Here is a 17,764-nt window from a genome sequence, read left to right as displayed (position 1 = left end):
GCCCATGAACCGCCGAAATTATCTGATCCGCCGGGCCTTGCAGGCACTGGCATCGCTTTTCGTCATCGCGACGCTCCTGTTCTTCCTGTTTCGATGGGGGTTGCCGGATCCGACAACGGCGCTGGTCGCCGACGGCTTGAGCCCCGAGCAGCGCGAACTCGTGCGCCAGAGCTTCGGTCTTGACCAACCGCTGTGGCGTCAATATCTGCTGTTCCTGCAGAACGCCGTGCAGGGCGACTTCGGCTTCTCGTTTCACTATCGCGCCCCCGTCGCCGACATCATCTGGGAACGCCTCGGCAACACCATGGTGCTGATGGTCACCGCCATTCTGGTTGCCTACATCATCGGCGTTCCGCTGGGTGCCTGGTTGTCCTGGCGTCGTGGCACGCGCGCCGACACCGTCGGCATCTTTGCCGGGCTGATGTTCCGCTCAGCGCCAATGTTCTGGACCGGCATGATCGGCATTCTGGTCTTCGGCGTGATGCTCGGCTTCCTGCCCACCAGCGGCATGCGAACGCTGCCCTATGAGGCAAGCGGCTTCTTCGACAAGATCACGACAGTCGATTTCCTCTGGCACCTGACGCTGCCGACCATCGTCGTGGCGCTCTACTATCTCGGTTCGCCGCTGCTGATCATGCGCAACACCATGCTGGAAGTGTATGGCGAGGACTTCATCGAGATGGCCCGCGCCAAGGGCCTGCCTGAGCGAACCATCCTCTACAAGCACGCGGCCCGCAACGCGTTGTTGCCGGTGGTCACGCAGCTTGCGGTCACCATCGGCCTTGCCGCCGGCGGACAGGTCGTCGTCGAGGTAGTGTTCTCCTGGCCCGGGTTGGGGCGTGAGATCCTCAACGCCGTGCGCACCTCCGACTTCCCGCTGGCACAGGCCAGCTTCCTGGTCATGGCCGCCTTCGTCATCACGCTGAACCTGCTGGTGGACATTTTCTATTCGACGCTTGATCCGCGGGTGAGCTTCAAATGATGATCCCTTCCTATATCAAGAGCGCGGCGAAACCGCTGCGCCTCGTCCTCTCCGACCGACTGGCCGTCATCGGCCTTGCGGTTCTGTCGGTCATCATCGCTATGGCGCTGGCCGCACCCTTGCTGTCAACGCATGATCCGAATGTCGTCAACGAGGTTGAGGACGCCTCGGTGCTGACCCGTCAGCTTGGCGAGGACGGCGCGGTGCTGTGGACGCTCGAACCGTCGCTTGGCGAATACGCCATCCAGGCCGCAGACGAAGACGGCGCTGGTGGCGGCATCGCCGTCGGCCGTCACGGCAGCGTTTTCCGCTATGGTCCGGACGGCTGGATCAATATCGGTTTTGACACCGACGTCGATCTTAACAGCGTCGCTATCGGCCCTGACGGACGCGCCCTTGTGGTCGGCGCCAACGGCACCATCGCCGTCCTCACCGGCAATGACTGGACGAAGGTTGACGCGCCCTCCCCCGCAGAGTTGCGCGCCGTCGCATGGATCGACGCCGAAACGGCGCTGATCGTGGGTGCAACAGAAGAAATCTGGCTGGCCGACTTCACCAGCGCGCCAATCATCACCGAAATCAAGAGCCCTGTCGGTCGGGGTTTCGCGCTCAACGCGGTGCAACGCGACGCGGACGGCACGATGCTCGCCGTCGGCGCGCGCGGCCTCGCCATCCGCTACGATCCCGCGAAAAAGCAGGCGGCAATCGATCGCCTCGGCACACAGCGCGAGATGAACGGCCTGCATATTTCGCCCAATGGCCATGCGCTCGCGGTCGGCGAGCGTGGCGTGGCCGTACGCCGCGCCGCAATGGGAGAACGCTGGGTCGAAGAGGAAACGCCAGACACGCGCGCCTTGCGCGCCGGCTGGGTCGGCGACAACGGGTCAGCGATCGCGGTTGGCCGCAACGGCATCATCATCGAGCATGACGGCGCGGCCTGGCAGCGCATGCCCGCCGAAAGCGAACGCCACTTCCGCGCACTTCTGGTTGCCGGCGACACGCTTATCGCGCTCGGCTCCGACCGTTTCGTCAACCGTCTGGCAGCCCCCAGCAGCGCGCATTGGTTTGGTACAGATCATCTCGGCCGCGACCTGTTCAGCCAGAACGTCTACGGCTCACGCATCGCGCTGCTGGTCGGCTTTCTCGGCGCGCTCCTCGTCATGCTGATCGGCACCAATGTCGGCCTCGTCGCTGGCTACTTTCGCGGCCGTACCGAAACAGTGCTGATGCGCACTGTCGACGTGATGTACGGTATTCCGTTCGAACCTTTCGCGCTGATCCTCGTGCTGTTGTTCGAACCGAGCCTGACGATCGTCATTCTCGCCGTCTCGCTGCTGACATGGCGCACCGTCGCGCGCCTGATCCGCAGCCAGGTGCTGTCCCTGCGCGAACGCCCGTTCGTCAAGGCGGCGCGGGTCGCCGGCGCGTCCGATCTCCGGATCATGTATCTGCACATTTTCCCCAACGTGATGCCGCTGGTGTTCCTCGAACTTGCCATCATCGTCGGCGTCTCGATCATCGCAGAAGCGACCTTGTCGTTCCTGGGCCTCGGGCCACCTCAGTCGATCTCATGGGGCGGCATTTTGCACAATGCCCGGCTTTCCGGCGCATGGCGGACGGCCTGGTGGTGGAACCTGCCACCTGGATTCTTCATCATGACAACGGTGCTTTCGGTGTTCTTCATCTCGCGTTCGCTTGAACTCATCGCCAACCCGCGACTGAGGGCACGCCAATGACCGAAAATCTGCTCACGGTCAGCGACCTCGCCATTCACTACCGAACGGGCGCTGGTCCAGTCCGGGCGGTCGATGGCATCGACTTCACCATCAAACCCGGCGAGTCGCTGGGTCTGGTGGGCGAATCCGGCTGCGGCAAGACCACCGCCGCGAAGGGAATGCTCGGCCTGTTGCCGCCGAACGGGGAAATCCCGCGCGGCCGGATCGAGTTTGGCGGGCGCGATCTCGTGCCACTCGACGAAGAATCCATGCGCCGTGTGCGCTGGAAGGACATCGCCTGGATCAGCCAGGCGGCGATGAATGCGCTCGACCCTGTCTATCGGGTCGGCGACCAGATCGTTGAAGCCATGCAGGCTCATATCACCATCGACAAGAAGGATGCGTGGGCACACAGCGAGGCGCTATTTCGCGCCGTTGGCATCGATCCGTCGCGCCTGCATGCCTACCCGCACGAAATGTCGGGCGGCATGAAGCAACGCGCCATCATCGCCATGGCGATGGCGCTCGATCCGGCACTGGTGATCGCCGACGAGCCAACGACAGCGCTCGACGTGGTGACACAAGCGCAGATTCTGGCGCGCCTTGGACGTTTGAGGCGCGAGCGTGGCATGTCGCTGCTGTTCATTACCCACGACATTTCCGTGGTGGTCCAGACATGCGACCGCGTCGCGGTGATGTATGGCGGCAAGATCGTCGAGACCGGACCGGTTCGCTCGGTGTTTCGTGTGCCAGCCCACCCCTACACGATGGGCCTGACCAACGCCTTCCCAACCCTGGAAGGCGCCCAGCGCGAGCTGATTTCGATCCCCGGCACGCCGCCGAACCTGCTCGATCCGCCGACGGGCTGCCGCTTTGCCGCGCGCTGCCCATTTGCCGAAGAGCGTTGCACCGCCGAAGCGCCGGTCTTCCACAAGGTCGACGCCGAGCATGCCACGGCCTGCCATTTCCCGGAAAAGGCAGAAGAGTTCCGCCATATCGCCGCGCGCAACGACACCTGGGCGAAAGTCGGCCAACGGCTGGGCGAGGAAGTCACCGTCCCTGCCTCGCGCGCAAAGTCGGTCTCTGAAACAAACGTGTTCGAAGTGAAAGGCCTGAAGCGGCACTTCCCGGTCCATGGCGGCTTCATGTCGTCGTTTTCCGGCAAGGAAGACCGCAAGGTGCACGCGGTCGATGGCATCGACTTCGAGCTACGCTCAGGCGAAATCCTCGGTCTTGCAGGCGAATCCGGCTCCGGCAAAACCACCACGGCCGAGATGCTGGTCAAGCTTCAGGAAGCGACCGAAGGAGAAATCCGCTTTGGCGGCACCGACGTCGCGCAGCTGAAAGGCAAAAGCCTGAAAGCCTTCCGCCGCTCGGCGCAGATGGTGTTTCAGGACCCGTACCAGACGCTCAATCCCCGCTTCACCATCGCCGACATTGTCGGCGAACCGCTGAAGATCCACGGACTGGCCAAGGGCGACGCGCTGAGGCAGAAAGTGAACCAGGCGCTGGAGCGCGCCGGGTTGAAGCCGGCGGAAACCTATCTGGAACGCTATCCGCATGAGCTTTCCGGCGGGCAGCGCCAACGCGTTGCGATTGCGCGCGCTATCGTCCTTGAACCGAGCTTCATCGTTGCCGACGAACCAGTGTCGATGCTGGACGTGTCGATCCGCGCCGGCGTTCTCAACCTGATGCGGCGCTTCCGCGACGAGCTCGGCATCTCCTTCGTCTATGTCAGCCACGATCTGCCGACCATCCGCTATGTCGCGGATCGCACGGCGATCATGTATCTCGGCCAGATCGTCGAGATGGGGCCGACCGAGGCGGTGATCTCGAAGCGGATGCACCCCTACACGCAGCTGTTGCTCGATGCGAGCCCCGAGCCCGACCCGGAAATCATCAAGCCGCCGCTGGAGGCAGTCGGCGAAATCCCGAGCGCCATCGAACCACCAAATGGCTGCCGATTCCATACACGCTGCCCGCTGGCAACGCCGGAATGCGGCTGGGAAGGCCGCGACGTCAAGGCCGCGCTCGACGGACGTGCAATCGACGGCCATGCGTTTGCCCATCTTGGCAAGGCAACAGTGGAAGGCCTCGACATCGTCATCGAAGTCACGGGCGACACCCAGGCCGCGATGAACGAACTGGCCGCAATCATGACCGACCGCAGCCCGGCACTGGCACAAGTCGCGCGCGTAAACAGCCGCGGCAGCCAGTTGCATGTTGCGTTCGGCGCAAAAGACCCGCCCGCCATGCGCCAACAAGAAGACGGCCACCGCGTCGCCTGCTTGCTCTACTCGTAGGCAGTGAGCGCCGGCTAATATGCTTGACGTTGAGGTTCGATCTCAACGTCAAGCAAACCGGATCGCTTCGCACCGAGACCATCGCTTGGCTCGGCAGCAGTTTACAATACTGCTGCCGACGCGCAGACGAATTCCCGAGCTGTTTACTGGGCGGCTTGAAGGGTCGGTTCTTTCAGTCCGGCCAATCGCCGTGCGATGGCGAGACTTTCGGGTTGTTCGCTGCGGTAGCGGCCCCCGATTTCCATCATCATGATGGTATTGGGAAGAAAATCGAGTTCGGCAAAGATCGACGTCCAATCAATATCGCCCCAGCCGAGCGGCATATGCAGATCACCGATGCCCATCGCAGTATTTTCCTGCAGGTGGAAGGCTTTGTAAAAGGCCTGCGGACGACCGAAGCTGTCGTGGACATGCAGATGCCCGGTGACCGGCGCCATGGCGGCGATCTGCTCGCGGAAATTGAGGCCCTTGTAGGTGCTCTCGATATAGGCATGGCTGAAGTCGATCAACGCGACGACGTTGGGGTGGTTCACGGCCTTTACGGTTTCGGCAATTTCGGCCGGAGTCTGGCGGTACTGGCCTGGTTCTGTGGTGAAGATGTTTTCAAAAGCGATGCGAACGCCATAAGGGCGGGCGAAGTCGCCGAGTTCGGTGAGGGCTTCGCGCTCGCGGATGTCGGCGCTGGCGCGCTGGTGCAACTGGTCGGCCCGCAAGGAACCGCCGTGCTGGACCAGAATTCGCGCGCCGATGCGGTCGCAGACTTCAACCAGCGCCTTGGCAGCGTCCATCTGGAATTTCGCGGTGTCAGGGTCCATGAAATTGGACGAGACCAGACCATGTACCGAGTAGCGGAAATCGAACTGGCTGGTGATGGCAGCAAGGCGATCCAACCGTTCCGGCAGGATGTGACCACCCGAGATCAGGTCGATGCTGGTCAGGCCCAACTCAACCGTGTCGACGCCGATGTCTGCCAGACGACGCAGGTCGGCCTCAAGGCTGAATAGCTCACCGTCGGTGGAACCGGACGTGAACCCGGTCGCGATAATATTGCTCATGAAATGTCCTTAGGCTCAGGACTCGTTGATCAGAGCCAGAAGATAACGGTAGCCGCGAGAGCGATTGCGGAGAGGAAGGCCATTGGGCACCTGTCATAGCGCGTCGCGACACGCCGCCAGTCTTTGAGACGCCCGAACATTATCTCGATCCGGTTGCGCCGCTTGTAGCGGCGTTTGTCGTATTTGATGGCCTTGTTGCGGGATTTGCGACCCGGAATGCAGGGAGTGATCCCCTTGGCCTGTAAAGCGTCACGATACCAGTCGGCATCATAGCCACGGTCGGCCAGCAGCCATTTGGCCCTGGGAAGTTCATCAAGCAAGGCGGCAGCACCGGTGTAATCGCTGACCTGACCGGCTGTTATGAAGAAACTGATCGGTCGACCATTCGCATCCGTTACGGCATGAAGCTTGGTGTTCATGCCGCCTTTCGTGCGGCCGATCAGGCGGCCCGCGCCCCCCTTTTTACCCGCAGGCTGGAAGCCGTGCGGTGGGCCTTGAGATAGGTCGCATCGATCATGATGGTCTTGTGCTCTGCAGCTTCAGGCACAGCCAGGCCTTCCATCATCTGGATAAAGATGCCTTTGTCGCCCCAGCGTTTCCAGCGGTTATAAAGCGTCTTCGCCGGGCCATATTCCTTCGGCGCATCGCACCACCTGAGCCCGTTGCGGTTGACGAAGATGATGCCGCTCAGAACGCGTCGATCATCAACGCGCTGGCGACCATGGCTCTTGGGAAAATAGGGCCGAAGACGAGCCATTTGCTCGTCCGTCAGCCAAAACAAATTGCTCATCAGTCAGGCTCCTATACGCCCGTCTGAATCACACCCATTCCTCTAAATCAATGGGTCCTGAGCCTAAATCACGGACACCGATTCCGGTAATTCGCGGACAGCGATTTCAGTAAATACGGGACAGTGATTCCGCTAATTCCCGCACAGTTTTCGGGGCGGATATGACGGTCGGTTCTCGGGAGCGCCGTTCTGGCATTTTGCCCTCTCATCATTGGGTTGAGAGGGGCCATGCCAAGACGGAAGCAAGCGAGTCTGGCTGCGCATGAGAAAGACATTGAACTTGTTGGGCCCTGGACTGAAACTGATGGCCGCGCCAAGCAACGGTTTGCTCGTGTTGGGGTAACGGACGCTTTCCTGCCCGACAAGTTCCAGTACGATACGGTGTCCGACAGCTACGTTTGTCCGGAAGGCAAGACACTCACCCCTCGCTATGGCCATGTGCGACCTGGGAGAAAGATGGTGCGTTATCTGGCCAGCCCGACCGATTGTCGACCATGTCCCAGTCGCCGCCAATGTTGCTCAGGCAACCAGCGCTATGGACGATCGATTGTCGTTACACACGAAGACCCTGTGGTGAGTGCGTTCCGCTCTCGGAAAAACTCGCCAGAGACAAAAGCGTTAATCCGCGAACGTGGGCGTGTCGCAGAGTTCGTCAATGCGTGGCTGAAAGACAAGCTGGGCCTGCGGCGCTTCCGTGTGCGCGGGTTGGAAAAGGCAGGAACGGAAGCCCTGTGGGCCCTACTGGCTTACAACATCCGGCAATGGATCCGCCTGCGCTGGAAGCCAAGAATTACAGCGGCCACCGCCTGAAGACCACGCCTGCAGGCACGACTAGCCGCAGAAATTGGTCCCAAAAGGCCCTCCTGCAAATCGTAGTCATCGGTTTGCTCTCGCAGCGCCGGAGCGATGCAGCTTTGAACACTATCCGGTACCAAACCTAATAATTTCACAGGTCGTCCATCGCTGGGTCGTGTAGTTCTCGCCGCTGTTGCTCGAACGTTTCAATTCTCAGCTTGCGTGGTCGACAATCCGAACAGTGGGAACACCAGGATCTGGGTGACCCCGCAATGCCGCAACCGATGACGACTTTGCTGATCGCTTCCACCAGCGACATGCGGCGTGACTGCTTCATGCAGCTGCCGCCCCGAGATCGCACAGGGCGATCGCGGGAGCCAATTTAACTGGCAAACAACCGCATCAACACAACAGTTGCGGCACGCTGGATTTAATGCCCGGCATGCCTATCTGAAGCCAGGCCTGAGCTCAGCTGTGGGTGATCTTCGTTCCAAGCACGTTGAGGCATTCGCGCATGAAGGCGGCCAGTCCAGTCCAGCCCTTTGCCGAGACCATGTTGCCGTCGACATAGGCTTCGGTCGGCTTGACGTCGATATAGATGCCGCCGACTGCGGTGACCTCGGGCTCGCATGCGCCAAGGCCGGCAACCTTGCGGCCCTTAAGCACGCCAGGCACAGCCATCAGGATCTGCACGCCATGGCAGATGGTAAAGATCGGCTTGCCGGTCTCGTGGAAATGACGAACCATGTCCTGGATACGCTTGTCGGTGCGGATATATTCCGGGCCGCGCCCACCAGCACAATAGACCGCATCATACTCCTCGACGCGCACTTCCGAGAAGGTTTTGTTGATGTCGGCGTAGTGGCCGAGCTTTTCGGTGTAGGTCTGGTCGCCTTCGAAATCGTGCAGCGACGTCTTGATCCGGTCGCCGGCATTCTTGTCGGGGCACACGACGTGCACGGTATGGCCGACTGCCTCCATGCCCTGCTGATAGACGAAGATTTCGTACTCCTCGGTGAATTCGCCGGTGAGCATCAGGATCTTCTTGCCGCTCATGTCAGTCTCCTCAATTTGCATTTTGAAATGCGACGCCCGAAGGTTTCGGGCGTCGCGTGTTGGATCAGAACGGAGAGTTCGGGAAGTAGAACTGGTCGGCGTTCTGCGGGGTGATCAGCGGTGCATCGAGCAGGAACGAGCCGCGCATCGGTGCCTGACCTGCGAACTGACCAGCGGTCATGTAGATTGCAGACTTGATCATCGACGGCGGGTACGGGGTGGAGATCGGCGTGCGCGCGTTCTCTTCCTTCACCATTTCGATGACCTGCTTCATGCCGTTGCCGCCAAGAGCGTACTTGATGTCGGTGCGACCAGCCTGGTCTACAGCCTCGATCACGCCGAGCAGCATGTCATCGTCGTTTGCCCAGACAGCATCGATCTTCGGATATTTGGCAAGGTAGTCCTGCATCAGCGTGAACGCTTCATCCTGGTTCCAGTTGGCATACTGGATGTCGAGGATCTTGATGTCGGTCTCGGCCATTACGTCCGAGAAGCCCTTGATGCGCTCGTCATCGATGACGGTGGGGATGCCACGCAGCACGACGATTTCGCCTTCGCCACCGAGCTTGTCGGACAGCCAGCGGGCGGTGTTTGCGCCCACGGCAATGTTGTCACCAGCGACATAGAGGTCCTGGATCGACGGATCGGTCAGGCCACGGTCAACGACGGAGATAAAGGTTCCCTTTGCTTTCACCTGTTCAACCGGGCCAGTCAGCTCTTCTGACGTGAATGGCAGAATGACCAGCGCGTCAAGCTTGCGGGTAGCCGAAAGATCCTCAAGCGCGGAGACCTGTGCGGTCGCCGAGGATGCCGTCGACACCACGACGTCAATATTCGGGAACGCGGCTTCGACTTCCTTTTCCGCCTGTTCGGCGTGGTAGACGACGCCGCCGGTCCAGCCATGCGTTGCAGCTGGAATGGAAACCACGATGGTGATGTCTCGCTCTTGCGCGCTTGCAGCGCCGAAGGGCAGGACGAAGGTGAGAGCGACGGCGGATGCGAGCATCCGTGCCTTGGTAGTCAGCGTCTTCATGATAATCTCCTCCATAAGTTGTTTCCGCTGCAGATCAGCGGTTTCTGGTAAAGCGATGCGCAAGCATGGCGATGATGATGATCGCGCCCTGCACCGCAGCAACGAGGTATTCGGAAACCATGTCCGACAGGACCATGACGTTCGCGATGACCTCGAGTATCAGAGCCCCCGCCACGGAGCCCCATATGCGACCCTTGCCTCCTCTGAGCAGGGTGCCACCGATCACCACAGCGGTGATGACCTGAAGTTCCCACAACTGGCCGGTCGTGGGTGTTGCAGCGCCAAGGCGCGGCACGTAGCAGATTGCGGCGACCGCGACGCACATGCCCTGGATCACGTAGGCGATCGTGCGCACGCCGCCGACATTGACGCCTGAAAAGCGTGCGACTTCCGAATTCGAGCCCGACGAGACCAGCCGGCGGCCATATTTCGTGCGGTAGAGAATGAAGGCTCCCAGCAGGACCACGACCAGCGTGATCAGCACCGGATAGGGAATGCCAAGGAAGTTGCCGAAATAGACGGGGCGGTAGGCTTCGCGCAGGCTGCGGTCGATCGGCAGTGAGCCCCCGTCCGTCATGAATGTGATGAAGGCGCGAAAGATACCCATCGTCCCAAGCGTGACGATGAACGGTTCTATTCGCCCGACGGTGATGATCAGCCCGTTGAACAGTCCGCACAGCGCGCCAACGACCAGCGCGACGCCACCCCCCATAACGATGGCCCAACTGCCGTAGGTCGGCGCAAGCCCGTTCATGGTCATGATCATGATGCCGGTGACGAACGCCATCATCGAACCGACCGACAGGTCCAGCCCTCCCGACGAGATGACGAAGGTCGCCCCCACGGCAATGATGGCGATGAACGCCGAGCGCGTGATGACGTTCATCAGATTGGCGCTGGACGTGAAGTTCGAATTGATCAGCGCGCCAAGGAGCACGATCACCCCGAGCGCGATGAACGGTGCAAAATCGGCCCAGCGAATACGGCTTCGCTCTTCAGCGGTCGCCATCGTTGCGGTCGCTGTGGTCATGCCCTTCCTCCCCCGTCGTCATCTTCCTGCCAGACGTTGCGGCGTAGATGACGGTCTTTTCCTTGATGTCGTCGCCGTTCAGTTCCGCGACGATCCTCCCGTTGCGCATCACAAGGACACGGTCGGCCAGGCCAACCAGTTCCTGCATTTCCGACGAGATCACGATGCAGGCCTTGCCGGCACGCACCATCTTGTCGATGAAGTCGTAGATCTGGCTCTTGTTGCCGATATCGATGCCGCGCGTCGGCTCGTCGATGATGACGATCGACGGATCGGTCATCATCACCTTGGCCAGCAGCAGCTTCTGCTGGTTGCCACCCGAAAGCTGCCCCGCCTCCAACGTCAGGGAACGCACGCGGATATCGTAGTCGGAGACCGCTTGCTTCAGGGCGGCGATCTCGCCGCGCCGGTTGAGCACTACACCCGGACTGATCGTATCCATTGCCTGCAAGGCCAGGTTCGGTGCCAGCTCCTCCTCGAGCAGCAGGCCTTTGCCCTTGCGATCTTCGGTCAGATAGACAAGTCCCGCCCCCATCAGCGTGCGCACAGAACGCTCGGTGATCTTTTGCCCGTTGACGGTGACGCTTGCGGCAGACGACGCACGCAAGCCCATCAGCCCTTCGATCAGTTCGGTGCGGCCCGCGCCAATCATGCCGCCAATGCCCAGAACTTCGCCGGCGCGCACGCTGAACGAGGCAGACCAACTGCCATTTTCAACCTCGAGGTCGACGACCTCCAGCAAGGTTTGGCCGTGATCGGCCTCGCGCTTTGGCGGGTACAGCATGTCGAGCTCGCGCCCAACCATCAGCTCGGCCATCTGGCGCTGGGTGAGCCCGGCAGCTGGCCAGGTTCCGATCATGCGGCCATCGCGCAGGACGGTAATGCGATCAGCAAGCGCTTCGACTTCTTCGAGGCGATGCGAAATATAAAGAACTGCGACGCCATGATTGCAGAGGTTGCGGACAATCTCGAGCAGCGCCTCGACTTCGTCATTGGCAAGCACGGCGGTCGGCTCGTCGAGAATGACGACCTTGTGTTCGTTGAGAAGGGCGCGCGCAATCTGCACCAGCTGGCGCTGGGCGAGCGGCAGGTCGCCAACGCGATCCTCCGGATGGACGACCGATCCGACCTGCACGAGAAGCTCGGCGGTGCGCCGGTTCATCGCCCGGTCATCGACCATCCAGCCGCGCGTCAGTTCGCGTCCAAGATAGAGGTTTTGTGCCACCGTCAGGTCGGGGGCGAGCAGGATTTCCTGATGGACCAGAACGATGCCGGCGGCCTCCGCCTGCACCGCATCAGCAAACTCGACCGGCTTGCCATCAATAAAGATCCGGCCGGTCGTCGGCTGCACATGGCCGGAAAGCAGTTTCATCAGCGTCGATTTGCCGGCACCGTTTTCGCCGATGATCGCATGAACCTCGCCAGCGACGATATCGAGCGCAACATCGGACAGAACCGTGATCGGACCATAGGCCTTGCCAAGCCCGGCGGTCTGCATGGCCACCGCTTGCGGGGCCGATGCCCCGTCGATGTCGCACAGCGCGCTCATTCGAACGCCGACAAAAGGCGGTCACGCGACCGCTCGATGTGGACATACATGGCTTCATGGGCAGCGTCGCCATCCCCAGCGCGGAAGGCGGCAAGCAACGCTTCGTGCTCGCCAAGAGCCTCCTGCGTTACCCGTGTATGGAACATCAGCCGGAAGATGTGCAGATGGACATGCTGATTGAACAGGGTGCTGCGGATGACCTCGTTTCCGGCAATGCGCAGGATGTCGTCGTGGAATTGCGCGTCGGCGCGCGCAAACCGGGAATAGCGCGTGTTGCGATCCACCGGCGCTTCGCCGTATCCCATGTCGGCGGCTGCATTCTCCAGCCGATGCAGCGCTTCGGGGGTCAGGTTGCGGGCCGCCATGCGCGCAGCTTCGGGCTCCAGCAGGAGGCGGAAGCTGTAGAGATCTTCAAACTGCTTGCGCGTCCATTGCGGCGCGGCGCTGTAGCCGATCAGGTGCTCCTTGCGCACAAGACCTTCGCGCTCAAGCCGGCTGAGCGCCTCGCGCACCGGCGTCTGTGACACACCAAGCTCGCGGGCCAGAACATCGATCGGCATGCGCGAGCCCGGGGCAATCTCCAGCGACATCAACTGATGGTAGATGCTGTCGTAGACGCTATCGACGACGCTGCTCGGCCTGACGATGGCCGGCCTGGTGTCTCGCTCCGCGAATGCCACTCTTTGCTCTCCGAAATTGCGCTGCGTTAAGAAATATCTTGCAGATGGGCTATCATATGTCAAATACAATATCGTATACGATCTGATATTGCATCGTTATGACGACTCTTCTGGCGAGGAGCCAGACGTCCGACAATGCGACGACCAGCGTGGAACGGCGGCAGCCCAGAACCACCAACAAAGCGAAGGGGAGACAGACATGGACTTATTCGGCACCTTGAGGGCGCCCCGAGAACTGGTCTTCGGTTCCGGCCAGCGCAACGCTCTTGGCCCGATAGCGCGCAACTTTGGCACGCGAGCGCTGATCATCACAGATGCCCGGCTCGCTTCGGATGCGCTCTTCCTCGAGATGGTTGCGGGCATCGAGAATGCTGGCGTCACGGTCAGTGTCGACAGCACGACCCTGCCCGACGTTCCGGTCGACTCTGCCATCGAAAGCGCTGAGCGCGCCCGCGCCTTTGCTCCCGACATGGTGGTCGGTATCGGCGGCGGCTCGTGCCTAGACATGGCAAAATGCGTCGCGGTGCTGTTGACGCATGGCGGGCGACCGCAGGACTATTATGGCGAGTATAATGTGCCGGGACCTGTCATCCCGATCCTCGCCGTGCCAACCACTGCCGGCACCGGGTCTGAAGTTACCCCCGTCGCTGTGCTTTCAGATGCCGAACGCAGCCTCAAGGTCGGCGTGTCGAGCCCCTACATCATTCCAGCCGCCTCGGTCTGCGATCCAGACCTGACGCTGACCTGCCCGCCCGGGCTGACCGCCATCGCCGGCGCGGATGCGCTGACCCACGCGATCGAGGCGTTCACCGCAATAAGGCGCAAACCGGTTGCCGGCATCGCACAGGCCCGCGTCTTTGTCGGCAAGAACCAGATGTCGGACCATTTTGCGCTGCAGGCGATCCGTCTGCTCTGGCAGGGACTGGAAGCCGCCTGCACGGACGGCTCGGACCGCGAGGCACGGGAAAAGGTGATGATGGGCGCAACACTGGCGGGCCTCGCCTTTGGCGTTGCCGGCACCGCCGCCGCCCACGCCATCCAGTATCCCGTCGGGGCGCTGACCCACACCGCCCATGGCGCGGGCGTTGCCTGCCTGATGCCTTATGTCATGCGCTGGAACAAAGCCGCGATCGCGCCCGAACTGCAGGAAATCGCTGAAGCGATCGGAGTTGGCACCGCCGAGGACGTCATTCCTGCGGTGACCGATCTTTTCGCGCGCATTGGCATTCCGCCCACACTGCAGGCACTGGGCCTTGCAGAAGATCGCCTTGATTGGGTGGCCGAGCAAAGCTGCGGCATCGCCCGCCTGATCCAGAACAATCCCCGCCCACTGTCGCTGCCCGACATGCGTCGACTGATCGACGCTGCCTATGCCGGCGACCAGACGCTTTACAACTAACCCGGAACGATGCCGATGTCCTTGCAAACGAACATTTCAGACTATGCCGACCCGAACCTTCATGCCCATGGCCTCTATATTGGCGGCGCCTGGGAAAAAGGTGGCGGCATTCCCGTCGTAAACCCCTCAACGGGGGAAATCCTCGCCGAAGTTCCCGATGCCTCGGTTGCCGATGCACTGCGGGCAGTGGATGCAGCAGAAGCAGCCGCTGCCGCATGGCGCGCCACCCCGACACGCCAGCGCTCGGAAATCCTGCGCCGCTGGTTCGAACTGATGACCCGGCATGCCGACGAACTGGCGAAACTGATCTCGCTCGAAAACGGCAAGGCCCTCAGCGACGCACGCGGTGAAGTCGGCTATGCAGCGGAATTTTTCCGCTGGTATGCCGAGGAGGCCCCGCGGGTTGGGGGCGAGCACCGGCACACGCCGTCGGGCTCTCACAACATTCTTGTCGATCACGAGCCGATCGGCATTTCGGTACTGATCACGCCATGGAATTTTCCGGCAGCAATGGCCACCCGCAAGATCGGTCCGGCGCTTGCCGCCGGTTGCACCGTTATCCTCAAACCCGCCTCCGAAACGCCGCTGACCGCCTACGCCATGGCGCGCCTTGGCGAAGAAGCGGGCGTTCCCGCAGGCGTCGTCAATGTGCTGACCACGACCAATCCGGGCAAGGTGACGAGCGCCATGCTTGAAGATCCGCGGGTGCGCAAGCTTTCCTTCACCGGCTCGACCGGCGTTGGCCGCATTCTCCTCGCCGAAGCCGCCAAGACCGTCGTCAGCTGCTCCATGGAGCTGGGTGGAAACGCGCCTTTTGTCGTGTTCGATGACGCCGATCTTAACGCCGCGCTGGACGGCGCCATGGTTGCCAAGATGCGTAATGCCGGCGAAGCCTGCACCGCTGCGAACCGGTTCTACGTGCAAGCGGGAATTCACGACGCGTTTGTCGCCGGCCTGACCGAACGCATGGCAGCGCTGAAAATCGGCCCGGGCAGCGATCCGTCGACCCAATGCGGGCCGATGATCACCACGAAGGCAGTGCAGAAGATCGACCACCTTGTCTCGGATGCGATCAAGCTGGGTGGAAAGGTGCACACCGGCGGGGCCCCCCTGGCCGGCTCGGGCTATTTCTACCCGCCGACGGTGATCGACAATGTGCCCGTCGATGCCGCGATCGCGCATGAGGAGATTTTCGGGCCCGTCGCGCCGGTCTACAAGTTCGAGACCGAAGAGGAGGCGGTTCGGCTTGCCAACAACACCGAGTATGGGCTGGCGGCGTACATCTATTCGCAGGACCTGAAGCGCGCGATGCGGGTTGGCAAACGCATCGAGACCGGCATGCTGGGAATCAACCGCGGCTTGATGTCCGATCCGGCCGCTCCTTTCGGCGGGGTCAAGCAGAGCGGCCTTGGGCGAGAGGGCGGGGTGACCGGCATTCTCGAGTTCATGGAAGCAAAATACTACGCCGTCGAGTTCTAGGCGGTCGCGCAATCAAAGCCTGGGGAGGCATCATGAAGGAACAAGATCCATATCTGATCCGCGATTTCGTCGAGGATTTCGACGCGATCGCCGGAAAGTTTGCTGCACGCAGCCGGGAGCTTTCGTTGCGCGCAACCATGCGCACGGATATCGCCTACGGCGCGCGTCCTCGCGAAACGCTGGACCTTCTGTTTCCGGAAAACGCTTCGACAAATGCACCGCTGCACGTGTTCGTTCATGGAGGCTACTGGCGCTCGGGCGAGAAAGCCAACTACCGCTTCGTCGCCGAAACGCCGCTGTCTGCCGGCGCCATCACCGCACTTGTGGAATACGATCTGATGCCGGGACAGCGCCTCGACGTTCTGGTCAACCAGGTTCGGCTCGCCCTCTCATGGCTTCATGACAACGCCGCCAGTTTCGGTGCCGATCCTGACCGCATCACCGCCAGCGGCCATTCGGCCGGGGCGCATCTTTCGTCATTTCTTGCCGCCAGTGGTCCGAAGGAGACATCGCGCGAGCTGCCGGACGTGAAGGGTCTGCTCCTCCTGAGCGGCATCTACGACCTTTCCGGTATTCCCGACAGCTTCCTCAAGGATGAAGCTGCGATGACGCATGAGGAGGCGGCAACATGGTCGCCGCTATCATCCACGCAGCACCACGGCCCCCGCCGCATCATTGCATATGGCGGCAACGAAACCGCGCCGTTTCTGGAACAGGCGAAAGCTCTGGCCGCAATGCCGGAGACCGGCGGCCGACGCCCACAACTGATCGAGGTTCCTGACCGAAACCATATGAGCGTCGTGCTCGATCTCGCTGATCCCAAGAGCAATTTAGGCAGCGCACTGGTTGAGTTGATCGAAACGACGTGAGGCTGGCGGTCATTCTCGCCGGGTTGAGGACACACTATGCCATGAGGATGATGTGCACTTTTAGCTCGATATGACCCAGCAAACCGCACGCAACGTCCCATCCCAATCGCAGTTCGATCGCAATCAGTGTGTAGATCTCGTCAAGCTTTGGGATGCTGCTGGGCATCCCGGGTCTCCATTCTGCGAAGTAGAACATGAGAGGATACTGAGCCCGTTTCAGCTCTCACTTTCGTAATCGCCAGGAAAACTCAAAGGTTAACCCAAGGGCGCAAATTCGGCGATCTGAAATGCAAACGAGTGAGCCCCGGAAAATAGGTACGCCCTCCCGACGCGCGCCAGATACGATTACGCAGGGCTTCCTCAACGATCGCAGTTGCATGCCTGCGGCGAAGATCCTTCAAGAGCTCGCTATCGTCAAAATCGGAGGGCCAGGGATCCAACTCAGGATCAGAGCTCTTATACCAAAGGTCATGACGATTGACCGACATGGGCCCATTTACGCATCCCTATCGAGGTGATGGTCTTCGGCTGGGCGAGCAGTTTTTGCCAGGCCTCGCAAGCGGCATCGATGATGGCTTCATAGGTGTCGAAGACGCGGTTTGAGAGCCTGTTGGCGCGCAGATATTGCCAGATGTTCTCGACCGGGTTCAATTCCGATGCACGCGAGGGTAGGAAGATCGACGTGATATTCTTGGGCACGTTGAGCTTGGTCGCGTCCGTCAAGTTGGTGTAATTTCGGGTGTGGTTCCGGCCCGTCATGAACAGGCGGCTCTGGGTGTAATTTGCAGGGGGATTTCCTCCTCGATGGTTGGTGTGTTGAGATCGGCCATCGCCTCGACCTGCATGTATCGATGCTGAAGCTGCCATTCGTCATTGGCTTCGAGCAGGACCGCGCGATCAGGCGCACGATGCTGTCTTCGTTCGGGAAGATGCCTGTCGATTTATGTTTGAAACTGGGACTCACGCAGTGAGTGATTTCAATTGCTTGTGTGAGATTGAAGTGTAACACCTTACGCTTCAAATGAGACT

The 17,764-nt window shown here is 61.0% G+C and carries 15 protein-coding genes and 2 pseudogenes; 7 read left to right on the top strand and 10 right to left on the bottom strand.

Translation table 11 applies throughout. The features are described 5' to 3' along the window. The first annotated feature begins 4 nt into the window (after nucleotides 1-4). Genes BMZ42_RS14270 through BMZ42_RS14260 form a run of 3 tightly spaced genes read left to right on the top strand, consistent with a single transcriptional unit; the run spans nucleotide 5 to nucleotide 5,000 of the window. Nucleotides 5-982, top strand: a complete 978-nt coding sequence (locus BMZ42_RS14270) for an ABC transporter permease (RefSeq protein WP_091523721.1) — start codon at nucleotides 5-7, stop codon at nucleotides 980-982. Continuing rightward, nucleotides 979-2,718 carry an ABC transporter permease subunit gene (locus BMZ42_RS14265; RefSeq protein WP_210185227.1) on the top strand — a complete coding sequence of 580 codons (1,740 nt, stop codon included), beginning with the start codon at nucleotides 979-981 and terminating at the stop codon, nucleotides 2,716-2,718. Before BMZ42_RS14270 ends, BMZ42_RS14265 begins: the two co-directional genes overlap by 4 nt. Continuing rightward, on the top strand, nucleotides 2,715-5,000 hold the full coding sequence (locus BMZ42_RS14260; protein WP_091523718.1) for an ABC transporter ATP-binding protein: 2,286 nt from the start codon (nucleotides 2,715-2,717) through the stop codon (nucleotides 4,998-5,000). The genes BMZ42_RS14265 and BMZ42_RS14260 overlap by 4 nt, the downstream gene beginning before the upstream one ends. A gap of 143 nt (nucleotides 5,001-5,143) precedes the next feature. Here the strand turns inward: BMZ42_RS14260 and BMZ42_RS14255 are convergent, their stop codons facing one another. Both BMZ42_RS14255 and BMZ42_RS14250 read right to left on the bottom strand, forming a co-directional pair. Beyond that, entirely contained in the window at nucleotides 5,144-6,055 is a 912-nt protein-coding gene (locus BMZ42_RS14255; RefSeq protein ID WP_091523715.1) for a TIM barrel protein, read from the bottom strand. Between the two features lie 29 nt (nucleotides 6,056-6,084). Further along, nucleotides 6,085-6,845, bottom strand: a protein-coding gene (locus BMZ42_RS14250) for an IS5 family transposase (RefSeq protein WP_091523712.1) whose coding sequence is annotated in 2 segments (ribosomal slippage) — nucleotides 6,085-6,521 and nucleotides 6,521-6,845 — 762 coding nt in all. Because the reading frame shifts where the segments join, the coding sequence is not laid out codon by codon here. 228 nt (nucleotides 6,846-7,073) lie between these two features. Between BMZ42_RS14250 and BMZ42_RS14245 the strand changes: the two genes are divergently transcribed. Then, the gene (locus BMZ42_RS14245; RefSeq protein ID WP_091523710.1) at nucleotides 7,074-7,655 is read left to right on the top strand and encodes a transposase; all 582 of its coding nucleotides are present in this window, start codon (nucleotides 7,074-7,076) and stop codon (nucleotides 7,653-7,655) included. 453 nt (nucleotides 7,656-8,108) lie between these two features. On the opposite strand, the gene BMZ42_RS14240 is transcribed toward BMZ42_RS14245, so the two are convergent. The 5 genes from BMZ42_RS14240 to BMZ42_RS14220 form a co-directional block, all read right to left on the bottom strand. Next, nucleotides 8,109-8,696, bottom strand: a complete 588-nt coding sequence (locus BMZ42_RS14240) for a DJ-1/PfpI family protein (protein WP_091523708.1) — start codon at nucleotides 8,694-8,696, stop codon at nucleotides 8,109-8,111. Nucleotides 8,697-8,760: 64 nt separating this feature from the next. Beyond that, entirely contained in the window at nucleotides 8,761-9,729 is a 969-nt protein-coding gene (locus tag BMZ42_RS14235) for a substrate-binding domain-containing protein (RefSeq protein WP_091523855.1), read from the bottom strand. A 34-nt stretch (nucleotides 9,730-9,763) separates the two neighbouring features. Beyond that, nucleotides 9,764-10,759 carry an ABC transporter permease gene (locus BMZ42_RS14230; protein WP_091523706.1) on the bottom strand — a complete coding sequence of 332 codons (996 nt, stop codon included), beginning with the start codon at nucleotides 10,757-10,759 and terminating at the stop codon, nucleotides 9,764-9,766. Then, a complete protein-coding gene (locus tag BMZ42_RS14225; protein WP_091523703.1) occupies nucleotides 10,725-12,308 on the bottom strand; it encodes a sugar ABC transporter ATP-binding protein in 1,584 nt (527 codons plus the stop codon). The genes BMZ42_RS14230 and BMZ42_RS14225 overlap by 35 nt, the downstream gene beginning before the upstream one ends. Beyond that, complete coding sequence (locus BMZ42_RS14220; RefSeq protein WP_091523701.1) at nucleotides 12,305-12,988, bottom strand: GntR family transcriptional regulator; 684 nt, start codon at nucleotides 12,986-12,988, stop codon at nucleotides 12,305-12,307. The genes BMZ42_RS14225 and BMZ42_RS14220 overlap by 4 nt, the downstream gene beginning before the upstream one ends. Before the next feature lie 199 nt (nucleotides 12,989-13,187). On the opposite strand from BMZ42_RS14220, the gene BMZ42_RS14215 reads away from it, so the two are divergent. From BMZ42_RS14215 to BMZ42_RS14205, 3 genes are read left to right on the top strand one after another with little or no spacing between them, the layout of a single operon-like run. Continuing rightward, a complete protein-coding gene (locus tag BMZ42_RS14215; RefSeq protein ID WP_091523698.1) occupies nucleotides 13,188-14,387 on the top strand; it encodes an iron-containing alcohol dehydrogenase in 1,200 nt (399 codons plus the stop codon). A 15-nt stretch (nucleotides 14,388-14,402) separates the two neighbouring features. Further along, a complete protein-coding gene (locus tag BMZ42_RS14210) occupies nucleotides 14,403-15,866 on the top strand; it encodes an NAD-dependent succinate-semialdehyde dehydrogenase (RefSeq protein ID WP_091523695.1) in 1,464 nt (487 codons plus the stop codon). Between the two features lie 32 nt (nucleotides 15,867-15,898). Then, nucleotides 15,899-16,735 carry an alpha/beta hydrolase gene (locus BMZ42_RS14205; RefSeq protein WP_091523694.1) on the top strand — a complete coding sequence of 279 codons (837 nt, stop codon included), beginning with the start codon at nucleotides 15,899-15,901 and terminating at the stop codon, nucleotides 16,733-16,735. Nucleotides 16,736-16,769: 34 nt separating this feature from the next. Here the strand turns inward: BMZ42_RS14205 and BMZ42_RS18410 are convergent, their stop codons facing one another. The 3 genes and pseudogenes from BMZ42_RS18410 to BMZ42_RS17790 all read right to left on the bottom strand — a co-directional run. After that, nucleotides 16,770-16,901 (bottom strand): hypothetical protein, encoded by a 132-nt coding sequence (locus BMZ42_RS18410; RefSeq protein ID WP_280139875.1) that lies wholly within the window; start codon nucleotides 16,899-16,901, stop codon nucleotides 16,770-16,772. 302 nt (nucleotides 16,902-17,203) lie between these two features. Then, nucleotides 17,204-17,443 (bottom strand): annotated as a pseudogene (locus tag BMZ42_RS14200) (transposase); the annotation flags it as partial. 47 nt (nucleotides 17,444-17,490) lie between these two features. Continuing rightward, nucleotides 17,491-17,669 (bottom strand): annotated as a pseudogene (locus BMZ42_RS17790) (IS256 family transposase); the annotation flags it as partial. Between the last annotated feature and the right edge of the window lie 95 nt (nucleotides 17,670-17,764).

Origin of the sequence: Aquamicrobium aerolatum DSM 21857 (assembly GCF_900113935.1) — a bacterium.
Lineage (GTDB): Bacteria > Pseudomonadota > Alphaproteobacteria > Rhizobiales > Rhizobiaceae > Aerobium > Aerobium aerolatum.
The sequence above is the reverse complement of the archived record's forward strand: the minus strand, read 5'-3'. Positions and strand labels throughout refer to the sequence as shown.

Excerpts from the sequence above, each read along its gene's own strand:
- BMZ42_RS18410 (WP_280139875.1), bottom strand. The coding sequence starts at position 16,901 with ATGCCCAGCAGCATCCCAAAGCTTGACGAGATCTACACACTGATTGCG.
- BMZ42_RS14230 (WP_091523706.1), bottom strand. The coding sequence starts at position 10,759 with ATGACCACAGCGACCGCAACGATGGCGACCGCTGAAGAGCGAAGCCGT.
- BMZ42_RS14205 (WP_091523694.1), top strand. The coding sequence starts at position 15,899 with ATGAAGGAACAAGATCCATATCTGATCCGCGATTTCGTCGAGGATTTC.
- BMZ42_RS14265 (WP_210185227.1), top strand. The coding sequence starts at position 979 with ATGATGATCCCTTCCTATATCAAGAGCGCGGCGAAACCGCTGCGCCTC.
- BMZ42_RS14215 (WP_091523698.1), top strand. The coding sequence starts at position 13,188 with ATGGACTTATTCGGCACCTTGAGGGCGCCCCGAGAACTGGTCTTCGGT.
- BMZ42_RS14225 (WP_091523703.1), bottom strand. The coding sequence starts at position 12,308 with ATGAGCGCGCTGTGCGACATCGACGGGGCATCGGCCCCGCAAGCGGTG.
- BMZ42_RS14235 (WP_091523855.1), bottom strand. The coding sequence starts at position 9,729 with ATGAAGACGCTGACTACCAAGGCACGGATGCTCGCATCCGCCGTCGCT.
- BMZ42_RS14270 (WP_091523721.1), top strand. The coding sequence starts at position 5 with ATGAACCGCCGAAATTATCTGATCCGCCGGGCCTTGCAGGCACTGGCA.
- BMZ42_RS14255 (WP_091523715.1), bottom strand. The coding sequence starts at position 6,055 with ATGAGCAATATTATCGCGACCGGGTTCACGTCCGGTTCCACCGACGGT.
- BMZ42_RS14245 (WP_091523710.1), top strand. The coding sequence starts at position 7,074 with ATGCCAAGACGGAAGCAAGCGAGTCTGGCTGCGCATGAGAAAGACATT.
- BMZ42_RS14210 (WP_091523695.1), top strand. The coding sequence starts at position 14,403 with ATGTCCTTGCAAACGAACATTTCAGACTATGCCGACCCGAACCTTCAT.
- BMZ42_RS14240 (WP_091523708.1), bottom strand. The coding sequence starts at position 8,696 with ATGAGCGGCAAGAAGATCCTGATGCTCACCGGCGAATTCACCGAGGAG.
- BMZ42_RS14260 (WP_091523718.1), top strand. The coding sequence starts at position 2,715 with ATGACCGAAAATCTGCTCACGGTCAGCGACCTCGCCATTCACTACCGA.